Origin of the sequence: Flavobacterium sp., from assembly GCF_024642105.1 — a bacterium.
Classification (GTDB): domain Bacteria; phylum Bacteroidota; class Bacteroidia; order Flavobacteriales; family Flavobacteriaceae; genus Flavobacterium.
This window is the reverse complement of sequence record NZ_JAHEBT010000054.1, coordinates 16,583-32,162: the sequence shown is the minus strand read 5'-3', so window position 1 is coordinate 32,162 and position 15,580 is coordinate 16,583. Positions and strand designations below refer to the sequence as shown.

At 36.4% G+C, this 15,580-nt stretch carries 17 protein-coding genes; 15 read left to right on the top strand and 2 right to left on the bottom strand.

The features are described from left to right. Positions 1 to 3: 3 nt before the first annotated feature. The 7 genes from Q0L65_RS10195 to queA all read left to right on the top strand — a co-directional run bounded on the left by Q0L65_RS10195 (position 4) and on the right by queA (position 6,359). On the top strand, positions 4 to 861 hold the full coding sequence (locus Q0L65_RS10195) for a prephenate dehydrogenase (RefSeq protein ID WP_296685987.1): 858 nt from the start codon (positions 4 to 6) through the stop codon (positions 859 to 861). Between the two features lie 11 nt (positions 862 to 872). Beyond that, positions 873 to 1,955, top strand: coding sequence for a bifunctional 3-deoxy-7-phosphoheptulonate synthase/chorismate mutase type II (locus Q0L65_RS10190; protein WP_264533811.1), 1,083 nt, complete (start codon positions 873 to 875; stop codon positions 1,953 to 1,955). 124 nt (positions 1,956 to 2,079) lie between these two features. Continuing rightward, positions 2,080 to 3,057, top strand: a complete 978-nt coding sequence (gene rsgA / locus Q0L65_RS10185) for a ribosome small subunit-dependent GTPase A (RefSeq protein ID WP_296685983.1) — start codon at positions 2,080 to 2,082, stop codon at positions 3,055 to 3,057. Further along, a complete protein-coding gene (dtd, locus tag Q0L65_RS10180; protein WP_296685981.1) occupies positions 3,057 to 3,509 on the top strand; it encodes a D-aminoacyl-tRNA deacylase in 453 nt (150 codons plus the stop codon). Before rsgA ends, dtd begins: the two co-directional genes overlap by 1 nt. Next, on the top strand, positions 3,509 to 3,835 hold the full coding sequence (locus tag Q0L65_RS10175; protein ID WP_179001729.1) for a nucleotide pyrophosphohydrolase: 327 nt from the start codon (positions 3,509 to 3,511) through the stop codon (positions 3,833 to 3,835). The genes dtd and Q0L65_RS10175 overlap by 1 nt, the downstream gene beginning before the upstream one ends. Before the next feature lie 81 nt (positions 3,836 to 3,916). Further along, positions 3,917 to 5,143 carry a 3-phosphoshikimate 1-carboxyvinyltransferase gene (gene aroA, locus Q0L65_RS10170; RefSeq protein WP_296685977.1) on the top strand — a complete coding sequence of 409 codons (1,227 nt, stop codon included), beginning with the start codon at positions 3,917 to 3,919 and terminating at the stop codon, positions 5,141 to 5,143. 166 nt (positions 5,144 to 5,309) lie between these two features. Further along, positions 5,310 to 6,359 (top strand): tRNA preQ1(34) S-adenosylmethionine ribosyltransferase-isomerase QueA, encoded by a 1,050-nt coding sequence (gene queA, locus Q0L65_RS10165; protein WP_296685974.1) that lies wholly within the window; start codon positions 5,310 to 5,312, stop codon positions 6,357 to 6,359. Positions 6,360 to 6,690: 331 nt separating this feature from the next. Here the strand turns inward: queA and Q0L65_RS10160 are convergent, their stop codons facing one another. After that, a complete protein-coding gene (locus tag Q0L65_RS10160; protein ID WP_296685973.1) occupies positions 6,691 to 7,602 on the bottom strand; it encodes a helix-turn-helix domain-containing protein in 912 nt (303 codons plus the stop codon). A 262-nt stretch (positions 7,603 to 7,864) separates the two neighbouring features. Between Q0L65_RS10160 and Q0L65_RS10155 the strand changes: the two genes are divergently transcribed. From Q0L65_RS10155 to kynU, 8 genes are all read left to right on the top strand, one after another. Then, positions 7,865 to 8,437, top strand: coding sequence for an SRPBCC domain-containing protein (locus tag Q0L65_RS10155; protein WP_296685970.1), 573 nt, complete (start codon positions 7,865 to 7,867; stop codon positions 8,435 to 8,437). A gap of 28 nt (positions 8,438 to 8,465) precedes the next feature. Beyond that, positions 8,466 to 9,611, top strand: a complete 1,146-nt coding sequence (locus Q0L65_RS10150; protein ID WP_296685968.1) for an aldo/keto reductase — start codon at positions 8,466 to 8,468, stop codon at positions 9,609 to 9,611. Between the two features lie 19 nt (positions 9,612 to 9,630). Next, complete coding sequence (locus Q0L65_RS10145) at positions 9,631 to 10,101, top strand: nuclear transport factor 2 family protein (RefSeq protein ID WP_296685966.1); 471 nt, start codon at positions 9,631 to 9,633, stop codon at positions 10,099 to 10,101. Positions 10,102 to 10,111: 10 nt separating this feature from the next. After that, positions 10,112 to 11,191, top strand: a complete 1,080-nt coding sequence (locus tag Q0L65_RS10140; RefSeq protein ID WP_296685964.1) for an alpha/beta fold hydrolase — start codon at positions 10,112 to 10,114, stop codon at positions 11,189 to 11,191. 94 nt (positions 11,192 to 11,285) lie between these two features. Beyond that, positions 11,286 to 11,939: a carboxymuconolactone decarboxylase family protein gene (locus Q0L65_RS10135; RefSeq protein ID WP_296685963.1), complete on the top strand. Its 654-nt coding sequence runs from the start codon at positions 11,286 to 11,288 to the stop codon at positions 11,937 to 11,939. Positions 11,940 to 11,965: 26 nt separating this feature from the next. Continuing rightward, complete coding sequence (locus tag Q0L65_RS10130; protein WP_296685961.1) at positions 11,966 to 13,027, top strand: alpha/beta hydrolase; 1,062 nt, start codon at positions 11,966 to 11,968, stop codon at positions 13,025 to 13,027. 100 nt (positions 13,028 to 13,127) lie between these two features. After that, positions 13,128 to 13,523 carry a cupin domain-containing protein gene (locus Q0L65_RS10125; RefSeq protein WP_296685958.1) on the top strand — a complete coding sequence of 132 codons (396 nt, stop codon included), beginning with the start codon at positions 13,128 to 13,130 and terminating at the stop codon, positions 13,521 to 13,523. A 121-nt stretch (positions 13,524 to 13,644) separates the two neighbouring features. Further along, positions 13,645 to 14,922, top strand: coding sequence for a kynureninase (kynU, locus tag Q0L65_RS10120; RefSeq protein WP_296685956.1), 1,278 nt, complete (start codon positions 13,645 to 13,647; stop codon positions 14,920 to 14,922). A gap of 12 nt (positions 14,923 to 14,934) precedes the next feature. On the opposite strand, the gene Q0L65_RS10115 is transcribed toward kynU, so the two are convergent. Next, positions 14,935 to 15,570 carry a flavin reductase gene (locus tag Q0L65_RS10115; protein ID WP_296685955.1) on the bottom strand — a complete coding sequence of 212 codons (636 nt, stop codon included), beginning with the start codon at positions 15,568 to 15,570 and terminating at the stop codon, positions 14,935 to 14,937. Between the last annotated feature and the right edge of the window lie 10 nt (positions 15,571 to 15,580).

Genomic DNA, 15,580 nt, shown 5'->3' with positions numbered 1-15,580 from the left:
CAAATGAAAGTAGTTGTAATAGGTATAGGTTTAATAGGCGGTTCGATGGTTTTGGACATCAAAGCGCTGCATCCAGATGCGACTATTTTAGGGATTGATGCCAATGAAAACCATTTGCAACAAGCTATTGATTTAGGCGTGGTTGAAAAAGCAGGAACTACCGAAGATTTAGCCGATGCTGATTTTGTGATTGTTTCGGTTCCTGTGGATATTGCTTTGGTGGTATTGCCGCAAGTATTGGACGCTGTTGGAGAAAATACCATTGTTTTTGAAGTCGGTTCCACCAAGTTGCCTATTTGCGAAGCAGTAGCGAATCATCCTAAGCGACGCAATTATATTGCAACGCATCCTATTGCAGGAACGGAGTTTTCTGGCCCTTCGGCAGCAATAAAAGGATTGTTTCAAGGGAAAACGAATATTATTTGTGAGGTAGAAAAGACAACCTTCAAATTACAAGAAAAAGCCTTGCAATTGTTTACCGCTATGGGAATGCGAATTCGGTATATGGACCCACAATCGCATGACAAGCATATTGCCTATGTATCGCATTTGTCGCACATTAGTTCGTTCATGTTAGGAAAGACAGTAATTGACAAAGAAACCGAAGAGCAAGATATTTTTGATATGGCGGGCAGTGGATTTGAAAGTACGGTGCGTTTAGCAAAAAGTTCCCCAGCGATGTGGACACCCATTTTCAAACAGAATAAAAAACAAGTGGTAAATACTTTAGAAGAATACATTTCTAATTTGTCAAAGTTCAAAGCATTATTAGAAAACGATGATTTTGATGCGATTTACCACGAAATGCAAAGTGTGAATAAAATAAAAGAAATATTAAACGGAATAAACATTAAAAAGTAATTTTAGAAAAGATGGAGAATAGTAAAGAAATGAGAAATTGGTTGGATGCATTCAAATTAGATCATCCATTAGTAATTGCAGGACCATGTAGTGCTGAAACTGAAGAGCAAGTATTAAAAATTGCTCACGAATTGAAAGATTCAGATGTAAGCGTTTTTAGAGCAGGAATCTGGAAGCCAAGAACACGTCCAGGAGGATTTGAAGGTGTGGGTGAAATTGGATTAAAATGGTTGAAAAAAGCCAAAGAAGAAACAGGTTTGTTAATGGGGACTGAAGTAGCTACCGCAGCACACTGTAAATTGGCTTTAGAATATGATATAGATGTTTTATGGGTGGGAGCGCGTACAACAGCGAATCCATTTGCAGTTCAAGAAATTGCAGACACTTTAAAAGGAACAGATAAAATCGTTTTGATTAAAAACCCAGTAAACCCAGATATGGCTTTATGGTTAGGTGGTGTAGAGCGTTTGTATGCTGCTGGTATTAAAAAATTAGGAGTAATTCATAGAGGTTTCTCTACGTACCAAAAAACAAAGTACAGAAACATTCCAGAATGGCAAATTGCTATCGAATTGCAAAACAAATTCCCTGATTTGCCTTTAATCATTGATCCATCACACATCACAGGAAACCGTGATATGATTTTGGAAGTGACTCAAGAAGCCTTGGATTTGAACTATGACGGTATGATTATCGAAACACATATTGATCCAGACAATGCATGGAGTGATGCTGCTCAACAAGTAACACCTGCTGCTTTGAAACAAATTTTCAAAGATTTGAAAATCAGAAAACAAAGTGGAGATACAGCTGATTTTGAAAATAAAATGACAAAATTAAGAGCCAATATTGATGTGTTAGATGCTAATTTATTGGAATTACTTGGAAAACGTATGCAAGTAGCATCAGAAATTGGTCAAGTGAAAAAAGATGCCAATGTAGCGGTTTTACAAAACAGTCGTTGGAATGAAATCCAAGCAAAAATGGTTGCTGAAGGTGCTAAAAAAGGATTGTCTGAAGAATTTATCATTAAATTGTTCAAAGGAATTCACCAAGAAAGTATCGAACAACAAGAGAAAATATTGAATTCTTAATTCGTATTTTTCAATTTATATAATCCTCACAGTTCATTGAATTGTGAGGATTTTTTATTTCGAGTCATTGTAAAAACTTTGTACTTCGAACTTGAAACTTGAAACAAAATTTTACCTTTGTCACATGACAGGAATCGTTTATAAATCTACAGGGAGTTGGTACACCGTAAAATCGAATACAGGTGATTTTATGGAATGCCGTATGAAAGGGAAGTTCCGAATGAAGGGGATTAAAAGTACCAATCCAATTGCTGTAGGGGATGTAGTGGATTTTGAATTGGACGAAAGTTCGGATGCTGTGACGGGAACCATTCATAACATTCACGACAGGAAAAATTATATCGTTCGAAAATCGGTGAATTTATCCAAGCAAATTCATATTATTGCTTCCAATATTGATCAAGTTTTTTTATTGATTACGATTGATAATCCGCCTACAACTACCAGTTTTATTGACCGATTTTTAGTTACTGCCGAAGCCTACGGTATCGAAACGATTTTAGTTTTTAACAAAATCGACACCTTAAACGACACCTCTTTAGACGAGCAATTGTATATGCAACATGTATATCAAGAAATTGGCTATCGTTGTTTGCGCGTATCTTCGACCGAAGGAAAAGGAGTGGAAGAATTAAAACAATTGATGTTGGGTAAAGTCAGTATGTTTTCCGGACATTCTGGTGTAGGGAAATCAACTTTAGTCAATGCTTTAGAACCTTCTTTGCATTTGAAAACAAAAAATATTTCGGAACAAAGTAAACAAGGACAACACACCACCACTTTTGCTGAAATGTATGATTTGAGTTTTGGTGCCAAAATCATCGATACACCTGGTATCAAAGGATTTGGGATTGTGGATATGGAAAAAGATGAAATTGGCGGGTACTTCCCAGAATTTTTTAAATTACAAGACCAATGCAAATTCAATAATTGTTTGCACAAAGAAGAGCCTCATTGTGCCATAAAAGCGGCTTTGGAAAAAGATGAAATCGCTTGGTCTCGTTACAATAGCTATTTGAAAATTTTAGAAGGCGATGACGAACATTATAGAACTGATGTGTACAATGAAGACCGAATTTCCAGCGATAAAACACGAGATTAATGAGAGTAGTGTTACAAAGAGTTTCATCGGCTTCAGTCACCGTTTCTGAAAAAATAGTGGGAGAAATCCAAAAAGGATTATTAGTCTTAGTAGGCATTGAGGACGCCGATACCCAAGAAGATATTGATTGGTTAGTTGCCAAAATTACGCAACTTCGTATTTTTGGAGATGCCAATGGGATAATGAATTTGTCGGTAGAAGAGGTGAATGGCGATGTCCTTGTGGTGAGTCAGTTTACACTTCATGCAGCCACTAAAAAAGGCAATCGACCTTCCTATATCAAAGCGGCTAAACCCGAAGTGGCGATTCCGATTTATGAAAAATTTGTAACTACTTTAGAGAATAAATTAGGTAAAAAAGTACCAACAGGTATTTTTGGTGCCGATATGAAAGTAGCCTTACTGAATGATGGGCCTGTAACTATAGTTATTGATAGTAAAAATAAAGAATAATGGATTTAAAAAACGCACAACTAGACGTAGATACGTGGATTAAAGAACACGGAGTTCGCTACTTCAACGAATTGACCAATATGGCACAATTGACAGAAGAAGTAGGAGAAGTAGCTCGTATTATCGCACGTCGTTATGGAGAACAGTCTGAGAAAGAATCCGATAAAAATAAAGATCTTGGCGAGGAACTAGCCGATGTGGTTTTTGTAGTATTGTGTTTGGCCAACCAAACTGGGATTGATTTACAAGCTGCTTTTGATAAAAAAATGGATTTGAAATCCGTTCGTGATAAAGATCGCCATAAAAACAACGAAAAGCTGAAATAATGTGATTCGGTGTTTTAAAACTTGGGTAGCTCCTTTTTTTAAAATAAATTTGCGCCCAATTACATACCAACACACAACAGAATGAAATTACTGCTACAATCTGCACTATCTGAAATCAATTCCGCCATCAAAATTACGGGGTCGAAGAGCGAAACCAATCGGTTGTTATTGCTAAAAGCATTGTTTCCTAACATTACTTTAGCCAATACTTCCAATTCGGATGATAGCGAAGTAATGCAAAAAGCATTGACAGGTACTGATGAAATTGTAGACATTCACCACGCAGGAACGGCGATGCGATTTCTTACGGCTTATTTTGCTGTAAATGCAGGTCGCGAAGTGGTGTTGACTGGTTCTAGCCGAATGCAAGAGCGTCCTATCAAAATTTTGGTAGAAGCGTTGGAGCAATTAGGCGCTGTGATTACGTATGAAAAAGAAGTAGGTTATCCACCTATCCGAATCAAAGGACAAAAAATAACGGCTTCCAAAGTAACATTAGCGGCCAATGTAAGCAGTCAATACATTTCGGCTTTATTGTTAGTGGCTTCCAAATTAGAAAATGGTTTAGAGTTGACATTGGAAGGAGAAATTACTTCTATTCCGTATATCAAAATGACTTTGGCTTTGCTTAATGATTTGAATATCCAGACTAGTTTTGAAGGAAATGTTATTACCGTTGCTCCAAAACCGGCAGTGGAAACTAAAGAAATGATTGTAGAATCGGATTGGAGTTCGGCTTCGTATTATTTTAGTATTGCTGCTCTGACAGATGCTGCTTCCATCACCATTTCAAGTTATAAAGAAAACAGTTTGCAAGGCGATTCGGCTTTGGTCAACTTATACAAAGCGATGGGAGTGGAGTCGAGTTTTAACGGAAACCAATTGACTTTAACCAAACAAGCTAATTTCAATTACCAAGACGTCACTTTCGATTTGAATAACACACCTGATATTGCACAAACTATTGTAGTAACTTGTTTAGGTTTAGGAATTGGTTGTCACTTAACGGGCTTACATACGTTAAAAATTAAAGAAACCGACCGTCTAGAAGCACTCCGAATTGAATTAACCAAGTTAGGAGCGAATATTTCGGTAACTAATGACAGTTTGACTTTGGTAGCCACCAAAGAAATTAATTCCAATATTACCATTGCGACCTATAACGACCACCGAATGGCGATGGCATTTGCACCTTTGGCTTTCCGAGTGCCAATTTATATTGAAAATGCCGAAGTAGTCTCTAAATCGTATCCTGATTTTTGGGAAGACCTAAAAAGAATCGGCTTTGCAATAGAAGAAATAGCTTAATTTGTAGTGTTGAATAGTCGGAATCCCTTTCTGGGATTGGGTTGGTGAAAATAAACACCAAAACACTTGACAACGCCTCTTTCACCGTCGTATATTTGCATTCTGATTTTTAAAGGATTGTAAAACTTATAACCCTTTAAATTTTTAAACACATAAACTTTATTCAATGAAATTATCACATTTTCAATTCAATTTACCAAAAGAACTTTTAGCTGAGTTTCCTGCAGAGAATAGAGACGAGTCTCGTTTAATGGTTATTGACCGTAAAAAACAAACGATTGAGCACAAAATGTTCAAAGATGTTATCGATTATTTTGATGACGGAGATGTAATGATTTTGAATAATACCAAAGTTTTTCCTGCACGTTTGTACGGAAACAAAGAAAAAACAGGAGCCAGAATTGAAGTGTTTTTGTTGCGCGAATTGAATGCCGAACAACGACTTTGGGACGTATTGGTTGATCCAGCTCGTAAAATCAGAATCGGGAACAAATTGTATTTTGGAGACGACGATTCTTTAGTAGCTGAGGTAATTGACAACACGACTTCTCGAGGTAGAACATTACGTTTTCTTTACGATGGTTCGTACGAGGAATTCAGAAACAAATTGACCGAATTGGGCGAAACCCCAATCCCAAAATACATCTCACGTGACGTAACTCCAGAAGATGCGGAGCGTTACCAAACTATTTATGCCAAAGAAGAAGGAGCTGTTGCAGCGCCTACTGCAGGATTGCACTTCTCTAAGCATTTGTTGAAAAAATTAGAAATCAAAGGAATTGATTTTGCTGAGGTGACTCTTCACGTTGGTTTAGGAACTTTCAATCCAGTGGAAGTAGAAGATTTATCGAAACACAAAATGGATTCTGAAGAGTTGAAAATCAGTCAGGAAGCCTGTGATATTGTCAACAATGCAAAGGTGAATAAGAAACGTATTTGTGCCGTAGGAACTACTTCTATGCGTGCTATCGAGAGTTCAGTTTCTTCTCAAAAAACATTGAATCCGTATGATGGATGGACTAACAAATTCATTTTTCCACCTCACGATTTCAGTATTGCTGATTGTATGATTACCAATTTCCATACACCAAAATCAACTTTGTTAATGATGATTTCAGCTTTCTGTGGTCATGATTTAATGAAACGTGCTTACGAAGAAGCCATCAAAGAAGAATACAAATTCTATTCGTATGGAGATGCGATGTTGATCATCTAATCACTTTTCTTCAAACAGAAATACATAGAGGGTGTCCTAAAAGTCTTATTCTTGTCAAACTGAACTTGTTTGCTTCGCCTGTTCGCTATCGCTCGAGCCAGTTTCTTAAAATAACTGATATTATTTTATAGATTCCGAAATGAATTCGGAATGACAAAACCGGTACTTTTTTGACACCCTCTTTTTATTTTGGGGCGTAACCCTCTCCCTTGCTTTTGCCAAGGCTTGGGTCGGGCTATGCACTTCAAGTCCTCGCTCTGTTCTGCTTCCGCTTCACATCGCTCTGGGCTTTCCGTTGCTATCCCTCACGCAATCAAAAGAGGAGAGTGTTTTAATTAGCACTTCTATATTCATTAGGAGTAAACCCCACTCTTTGTTTGAAAAGTCTAGAAAAGTGTTGCGGATATTTGAATCCTAATTCGTAAGCAATTTCATTTACGGTTTTGGTATTGCCTAAAATATGGTCTTTAGCCACATCAATTATTTTGTTTTGGATGTATTCTTGAGCAGATTTTCCAGTTTCTTTTTTAATTAAATCACCAAAATAGTTGGCTGATAAATGAAGTTCATCAGCACAATAGGCCACAGATGGCAAGCCAATTTTGTTAGGTTTATCTGAAGTGAAATAACGATTCAGCACCTCTTCAAATTTTTCTAAAACACCTTTGTTTGCGTTTTCTCGTGTTATAAATTGTCTGTCATAAAAGCGATTACAGTAGTTGAGAAACAATTCGATATTGGAAGCAATCAATTTCTTACTGTGTTTGTCTACTCCAATTTCCAACTCCAATTTTATTTTTGAAAAACTATCCAAAACGATCTGTCGCTCTCGTTCGGATAGATGTAAGGCTTCATTAGCTTTATAACTAAAGAAATTATACTCAGTAAGACTTTTAAAAAGCGATGTTCCGTGTACTAAATCAGGATGAAAAACTAAGGCATATCCCTTTGGTTGGTATACTTCACCTGTAGTTTCTACTTCCATTATTTGTCCGGGTGCAGTAAAAACTAATGTGCCTTCTTGATAATCGTAATAATTGCATCCGTAGCGTATATCACCACATTTTATATCTTTTAAAAAAATACAATAAAATCCGTAATAAATTTTAACACGCTTTTGCCCATTCCATGATCTTTCGTGTGCTTTTGAAAAATCAATCACGCTAATTAAAGGGTGTAGGGTCTCGGTATTATTGAATTCATTATACTGACTAATAGTTTCAAATGTAACCGTATTTTCCATAGTTGTTGTTCTTTGATGAGACAAATTTAGGCATTTAGTTGTAGCAATCATCAGGTAATAAGTACAATAAGTAATATTGGTAGTACAATCCGTAATCGATATACTTTATTGACAGAAAAATTAAATCAATTTTGTAAAGTAAAATCAAAACACTAATCAAAGTTTATTTTTTGACCACAGAGACCCTAATATGGTAAAATGGTTGAGTGAGCTTAAATTAAATTAAATTAAATAATATTTTTAATCTTAAAGAATTAATTCAATGCGTAGTAATATAAATTTCAATAGAATACGAGCAGTAGTAACAATAGGAGTGAGTATTTTTTTTATTTCCTGTTCAATTTGTAAAATCAATACAAAACTTCAAGTAAAAACCTCAAATATAACAGAAGTATCAGCTACCCATGTTAAAATTTATACTGACATTGTTATAAATGCACCTGCAAGCAAAGTATGGGCTACACTTACAGATTTTAGTAAAATGCCAAATTGGAGTTCCACCCTTAAAAGTCTTTCAGGAGATATTAAAAATGGAGGTAGTGTAATTGTAAAAACTGATTTGGGAAATGGTCAAGTGGCGGATATTCCGCGTAGTCCATTAATTTATCAAGAAGGTTTATTATTTGGCTGGTCGGGTGAAATTGAACGACTTCCAGGGCTTTCGGATAATCATAGATACATAGTAGAAGCCATTTCAAAATGTCAAACTCGTTTCATTCAAACTGAGGAAGTAAAAGGAATAAACCCAAATATTACAGCTGTCGCTCTTGCAAATAGAGCACTTGAAAGATATAATACTTTCAATAAAGAGCTTAAAAAAGAGGTAGAAAAATAATAAATTTCAAATTATAAAAAAAAACAATATGAATCGTAGAAACCTTTTAAAAACCGCAGGATTAGCATTAGCTGGAAGTGCTCTTGCCCCTTTTGATGCAGTAGCTAAAACAATAAATGAGAAAGAAAATTATTTATTAAATGACAATACTGTATTTCCTTTTTCTAGTAAACGAAATCTAGGAACACTTGAGGTTTCAAGTATTGGTATGGGTGTTCAGAATATGCATCGTAAACATAATACGATTGTACCTTATCGTCCTGAAATGATAAAGATACTACAAACTGCTTATGATCATGGTGTAACTTTCTTCGATTGTGCTGAAGCCTATGGTCCACACGAAAACGAAAGAATTCTTGGAGAAGCAATCCAATCATTTAGAGACAAGGTTGTAATTACTTCCAAATTTGGATGGAACATCGACCTTGAAACGGGGGAGAGACGTCCAGGATTAAATAGTAAGCCTAGTCATATAAAACTTGCAGTTGAGGGAATGTTGAAGCGACTCCGTACAGACCGAATTGATTTACTCTATCAGCATAGAGTTGACCCAGATGTTCCTATTGAGGATGTTGCAGGTGCTGTTAAAGATTTAATAGATCAGGGTAAAGTAATGCATTGGGGATTATCTGAACCAGGACTTCAGACGATAAGACGTGCACATGGAGAACTACCACTGACCGCTATTCAAAATGAATACTCGTTGATATGGCGTGCCCCAGAGAAAAATGTAATTCCAATTTGTGAGGAATTAGGAATTGGGTTTGTTCCATGGTGGCCACTTGCCTGCCAACTTCTTACAGGAGCAATAGATGTTAATACTCGATTTGCTCCTGGTGATATTAGGGCAAACACTTCAAGATATTCTCCTGAAAATTTACCTGAAAACTTGAAACTGGTTGATTTAATAAAAATATGGGCAATTCAAAAACAGGCTAGTCCTGCTCAAATTTCGCTAGCTTGGTTATTGGCTCAAAAACCATGGATTGTTCCAATACCAGGTACAACTGAGATGTCTCACATGCTTCAAAATATTGGAGCTGATAATGTGAAATTTACCAAAGCTGAATTGATGGAATTCAACAAACAATTGGATACTATTCCAATTGTTGGAGAAAGATTACCTGCCTTTATTCAAGCCATGTCGGGAGTTGAAGCACCATTAAAAAAATAATAAATTTAAATCACGTAATATGAAATCATTAATTACCGTTTTATGTATTGCTTTTAGTATGCAATATTCTTTTGCACAAGATGTAAAAACGCCACCAGTTGAAAAGAAATATTCTGAAACAGAACAGCAGATTATTACACTTTCAAAAAACAAATGGCAGTGGATGGCCGATAAAGATGTCGATAAATTAACTCCTTTGTTTGATGATAAATCCGTTTTTGTTCACATGGGTGGAAGCTGGGGTAAAAAACAAGAAATCGATATTATTAAAAGTGGCGGAATACATTACAAGAAAGCTGATGTTCATGAAGTATCTGTAAATATCATTGACAATACAGCTATACTTTTAAACAAAATTACGTTATTAGCAGTCGTGGGCGGAAATGAAGTTACTAACCCATTTATTGTAACCGAAGTGTATGTAATAGAAAATGGAGCTTGGAAACTAGGCTCATTGTCGTTTACTAAGCTACTCACACCTGAACATTAAGATTTTGAAAATGAAAAGAAATTTGATACAATTGTGTAGTGTGTTTTGTTTACTATTGATGATGCATTCGTCAATTTATGCACAAAAATACACCAAACAACAACCGTTAGTTATTCAAGAACAAGGAAGTTTTGCCGTGGGAGGTACCGTTATTACAAACCCAGGAACATTCGATCCTTATAAACCCACTCCAGAAGGTCAAACGTTTCATGGAGACCATGCGTATGTGTTTTATCAAGTGCCCGTAAAGGCTCGTAAATATCCATTAGTGATGTGGCATGGTATTGGTCAATTTTCTAAAACATGGGAAACTACACCCGATGGTAGAGAAGGATATCAAAACATTTTTTTACGCAGGAATTTTTCAGTGTATTTGATAGACCAGCCAAGACGCGGTAATGCAGGAAGAAGTACTGTTTCGGCTACGATTAATCCAATACCAGATGAACAACAAATGTTTGATGTTTTTCGTGGAGGGATTTGGCCTAATTATTTTGAAGGAGTACAACTTGCAAGAGATAGCGCAACATTGAATCAGTATTTCCGCTCTATGACACCAAGTATTGGAACCATCGATATTGAAGTTAATACAGATGCGGTTGCTGCACTTTTTAATCAAATAGGTCCAGGAATACTAGTAACACATTCGCATTCTGGCGGTATGGGATGGAAAACAGTAGTAAAAAGTTCAAAGATTAAAGCCATCGTTTCGTATGAACCAGGAAGTGGATTCCTTTTTCCAGAAGGGGAAGTGCCAGCTCCTATAGGGAGTTCTGCTGGACCTTTGGAAGCAATAGGAATTCCGATGAAGGATTTCATGTCGCTTACTAAAATCCCAATAGTAATTTACTATGGCGATAATATTCCTGAAAAACCATCTCCAAATCCAGGTGCTGACGGATGGAGAGCGCGTTTGGCAATGGCAAAATTATGGCGAGATACAGTAAATAAATATGGCGGAGATGTTACAGTAATACATCTTCCAGAAGTAGGACTTAAGGGAAACACGCATTTTCCGTTTTCTGATTTGAACAATCTTCAAGTAGCTGATTTGATGAGTAAATGGTTAAAAGATAAAGGTTTAGATTAATAATGAAATCAATATGAGGCAATACAGAATAATCGGTTTGCTACTATTTTTGTGGAGTATGCTAATGTTTACTAATTCAGTCCAAGCACAGCAAATGATATCAAATGGAAAAGGTTTAAGTCAACAAGAGAAAAGTATCATTAGTATTGCGGCACTAACCGCTAAAGGAGATTTAGAGAATTTAAAATCGGCTTTAAAAGAAGGCTTAGAAGCAGGACTCACAGTCAACGAAATTAAAGAAATACTAGTTCATACCTATGCTTATTGTGGTTTCCCGAGGAGCATTAGAGGTTTGCAAACTTTTATGGAAGTAGTAAATGAACGAAAAGCTAAAGGGATTACGGATAAAATGGGTAAAGAAGCTTCTCAAATCAAAGCCGACGACAATAAATATGAGAGAGGTAAGAAGGTTTTGGAAGAATTGACTAAAACACCTTCGCCTGAAAAGTTGGTTGGATATGCCGCATTTGCTCCAGTAATTGATACTTTTTTAAAAGAACATTTATTTGCTGATATTTTTGAAAGAGATATTTTAACATACGCCCAAAGAGAATTAGTAACATTGTCTGTTATTAGTGCCATTGGTGATGCAGAACCCATGTTGAAAGGACATTTGACAATAGCACTGAATGTGGGTTTCTCGCCAAAACAGTTGAATGAATTTATTACGATAATTCAACCTATTATAGGCGAAAATAAAGCGAAATCCGCTTCAGTAGTAGTAAACGAAGTGCTAAAAAGTAAATAGATTTAATATTTAATAAAATATAAAAAATGAAGAAAGCAATAGTAATAATTGCATTAGTAATGCAAATAATAGGAATTAATATGTCAAACGCTCAAAGTGTTCAAAAGGAACAAATGAAAAATCCGTTCACATTGGTCTATGAGGGAGCAATTACAGAAAATATAAAAGGACAAGTCAATATTCATCCAGTTTCGTATAAAATAAAAGACATTTCGATAGTCGCTAACGTATACACTCCAGCCAATTTTGATCCTTCCAAAAAATATGCGACTTTAGTAGTTGCTCATCCCAACGGTGGTGTAAAAGAACAAGTAGCAGGGCTGTATGCGCAACGCTTGGCCGAGCAAGGTTATATCACTATTACAGCAGATGCGGCTTACCAAGGAGGTAGTGGTGGTACACCAAGAAATGTAGATAAACCTGCCAATCGAATCGAAGACATACACGCTATGGCTGATTTTATTAGCCAATATCAAGGAGTGGATACTTCAAAATTAGGCTTGTTAGGTATTTGTGGCGGTGGTGGATATGCTTTAACAGCCGCCCAATCAGACAAACGTTTTAAAGCAATTGCCACAGTGAGTATGTTCAATTCGGGCATAGTAAGACGCAATGGTTTTATGAATTCTCAAGTGGCTACTATTCAAGACAGGTTAAGACAAGCCTCTGATGCTCGAGCTTTAGAAGCTGCGGGAAAAGAAATTCGCTATACTGCCAATGTAGTTATTACGGATGAAATGGCAGATAAAATGCCGTTTGATTTGTATCGTGAAGGACATTATTATTATAATAGAACACATGCTCATCCCAACTCTACGTTCAAATATACCATGAGTAGTTTAATGGATTTAATGACCTTTGATGCTAGTAATAATATGGATTTGATTAATCAACCTTTATTAATGATTGCAGGAAGTAAAGCGGACTCTTTTTATATGACAGAAGACGCATTTAACAAAGCTACTAATGCTAAAAACAAGGAATTATTTAAAATTAATGGAGCAACACATATTCAAACCTATTGGAAACCTGAATATGTTTCCCAAGCAGTGGATAAATTGCAGCATTTTTATCAAATTAATCTTTAAAAAAGAGATGAAAAATTGGAACAAAATAGTTGTTGTATTTCTCTTTGGGCTATTGGCTATTTCGTGTAAGACGCAAAGTGACTCTTCCAAAAAAGCAGTTATGAAATTAAAGTCAGAGACAATCTTCCCCAAAGGGGATAAAATTACGAATACCAATTTTATAGGAACGGTTCATTTGCAAATGCTCGTTGCTTCGGATAGTATTAATCCAACAGCTATAGGCAATGTAACTTTTGAACCCGGCGCAAGAACAAAATGGCATTATCATCCTGCGGGACAAATATTGATGGCAACAGACGGTGTTGGCTATTATCAAGAAAAAGGGCAGCCCAAAAAAATACTTCGAAAAGGGGACGTAATTAAATGTCCGCCAAACGTTCCTCATTGGCATGGAGCAAGTCCAGAAAGTCATTTTGTACAAGTGGCAGTTACTAATAACAATAAAGGAGTTACAGTTTGGTTAGAAGCCGTAACAGAAGAAGAGTATAATCAGTAATTTTTCAGGCTTTTAAAAAATAGTGGTGCAATCAGTGGTATAAATTCTTTGTGCCAATTCGTGTCATTCGTGTTCAAATTCCATATTAGTTTGCTACTTTTACTTCATAAAATTAGTTGGAATGACATTTGAAAACAGCCTTGCTTTTGCACAACAACTCGATGTGCAGGACCAATTAAGTCACTATCAAAATGAATTTTCTTTTCCTCAAGTCAATGGAAAGAAAGTGATTTACTTTACAGGAAACTCTTTAGGACTCCAGCCTAAAAGAGCAAAAACCTATGTAGATGAGGTAATGAACGATTGGGCCACATTAGCGGTTGAAGGTCATTTTTATGCCGAAAAACCTTGGTGGGATTACCACGAACGTTTTGCGCAACCGTTGAGTAAGTTGGTTGGGGCTTTGCCAACAGAAGTTACCGTAATGAATACGTTGACGGTGAATCTACATTTGATGATGGTTTCATTTTATCGACCAACATCCAAACGATATAAAATTATTTGCGAAGAAAAAGCGTTTCCTTCGGATCAATACCTATTTCAAAGTCAAGTTCGTTTTCATGGATATGAACCCGAAAATACTATTGTAGAAGTGAAGCGTCGCGAAGGCGAACACAACATTCGTTTAGAAGATGTTGTGGCAAAAATTGAAGAACTGGGAGAGGAGCTAGCTTTGGTCTTAATTGGCGGAGTCAATTATTATACCGGACAGGTTTTTGATATGAAAACCATTACCGAAGCAGGGCATAATGTAGGTGCTTATGTTGGTTGGGATTTGGCGCATGCCGCTGGCAATATCGAATTGCAGTTACACGATTGGCAGGTGGATTTTGCTGCTTGGTGTAGTTATAAATACATGAATTCAGGTCCCGGAAATGCTTCGGGTTGCTTTATTCACGAGAAACACCACACTAATTCGGAACTGCCACGTTTTGCGGGTTGGTGGGGACACAATAAAGAACGCCGTTTTAAAATGGAACCTCGTTTTGACCCTATTCAAGGGGCTGATGGCTGGCAAATTAGTAATTTACCGGTTTTGTCTTTAGCGCCCTATTTGGCTTCGGTGGAACTCTTTGCCGAAATAGGAATGACAGCCTTAATAGCGAAAAGAAATACAATCACCGCCTACTTAGAATTTGTTTTACAAGAAATTGATCGTGAGGTTAAAGGTAATTTTGAAATTATTACGCCTTCTAATCCAAAGGAAAGAGCGTGTCAACTTTCGGTTTTTCTGCATGGAGAAGGTCGAAGTTTATTTGATTATCTAATGAAAAACGGAGTGATAATCGATTGGCGCGAACCGAATGTGATTCGTCTCGCACCCGTTCCTTTATATACTTCTTTTGAGGATATTTATCGTTTTGGACAAATTTTAAAAAGCGGAATTTTAGAAAAATAAAATTACTCGAACTTAAAAAAATGATTTTGTAGGTTGGTCTTTTCGAGCATATTGAAAACGATCTACTAGTTTGGGCAAACAATAGCCATCTAAACCATTTACAGTAACTACTTTTCCTTTGTCTAGTTGTAACCAGCCGTCTTCGTGTTGTAATTCTTCTTCAAAAAACAACCGCTCAATAGATGCTATGATGTGAATGGTGTCATTTTCTTTAATGTGGTATTCATTGACATATTTGCAATACAATTGCACAGGACTTCCTTTTACAAAGGGAATTGCAATACCTTCTTTGTATTCTGCTTCCAGATTCGTTTTATCAAACTCAGAAATACCTAAATCATAATTAGCCGAACTATGATGGGCATCTTCAATCATATCAACTGTTACATGATTGATACTGAAGTAGCCCGTTTCTTTGATGTTTTTGTAAGTATCTCTAGGAACAGTTGTTGGTCGCATAATAAATCCGATCAATGCAGGGTCACTCCCAAGGTGGGTTACACTACTAAAAATAGCCACATTAGATTGCCCGTCAATGGATTGAGTAGCAATTAAATTCGTCGATTTGTATCCCGTACACGAATTAATTAAATTCAAACGAGGTACTTTATCCATTGCGGTAATGGTTTCTTTTGAAATGTCTTTCATCTGATTGGTT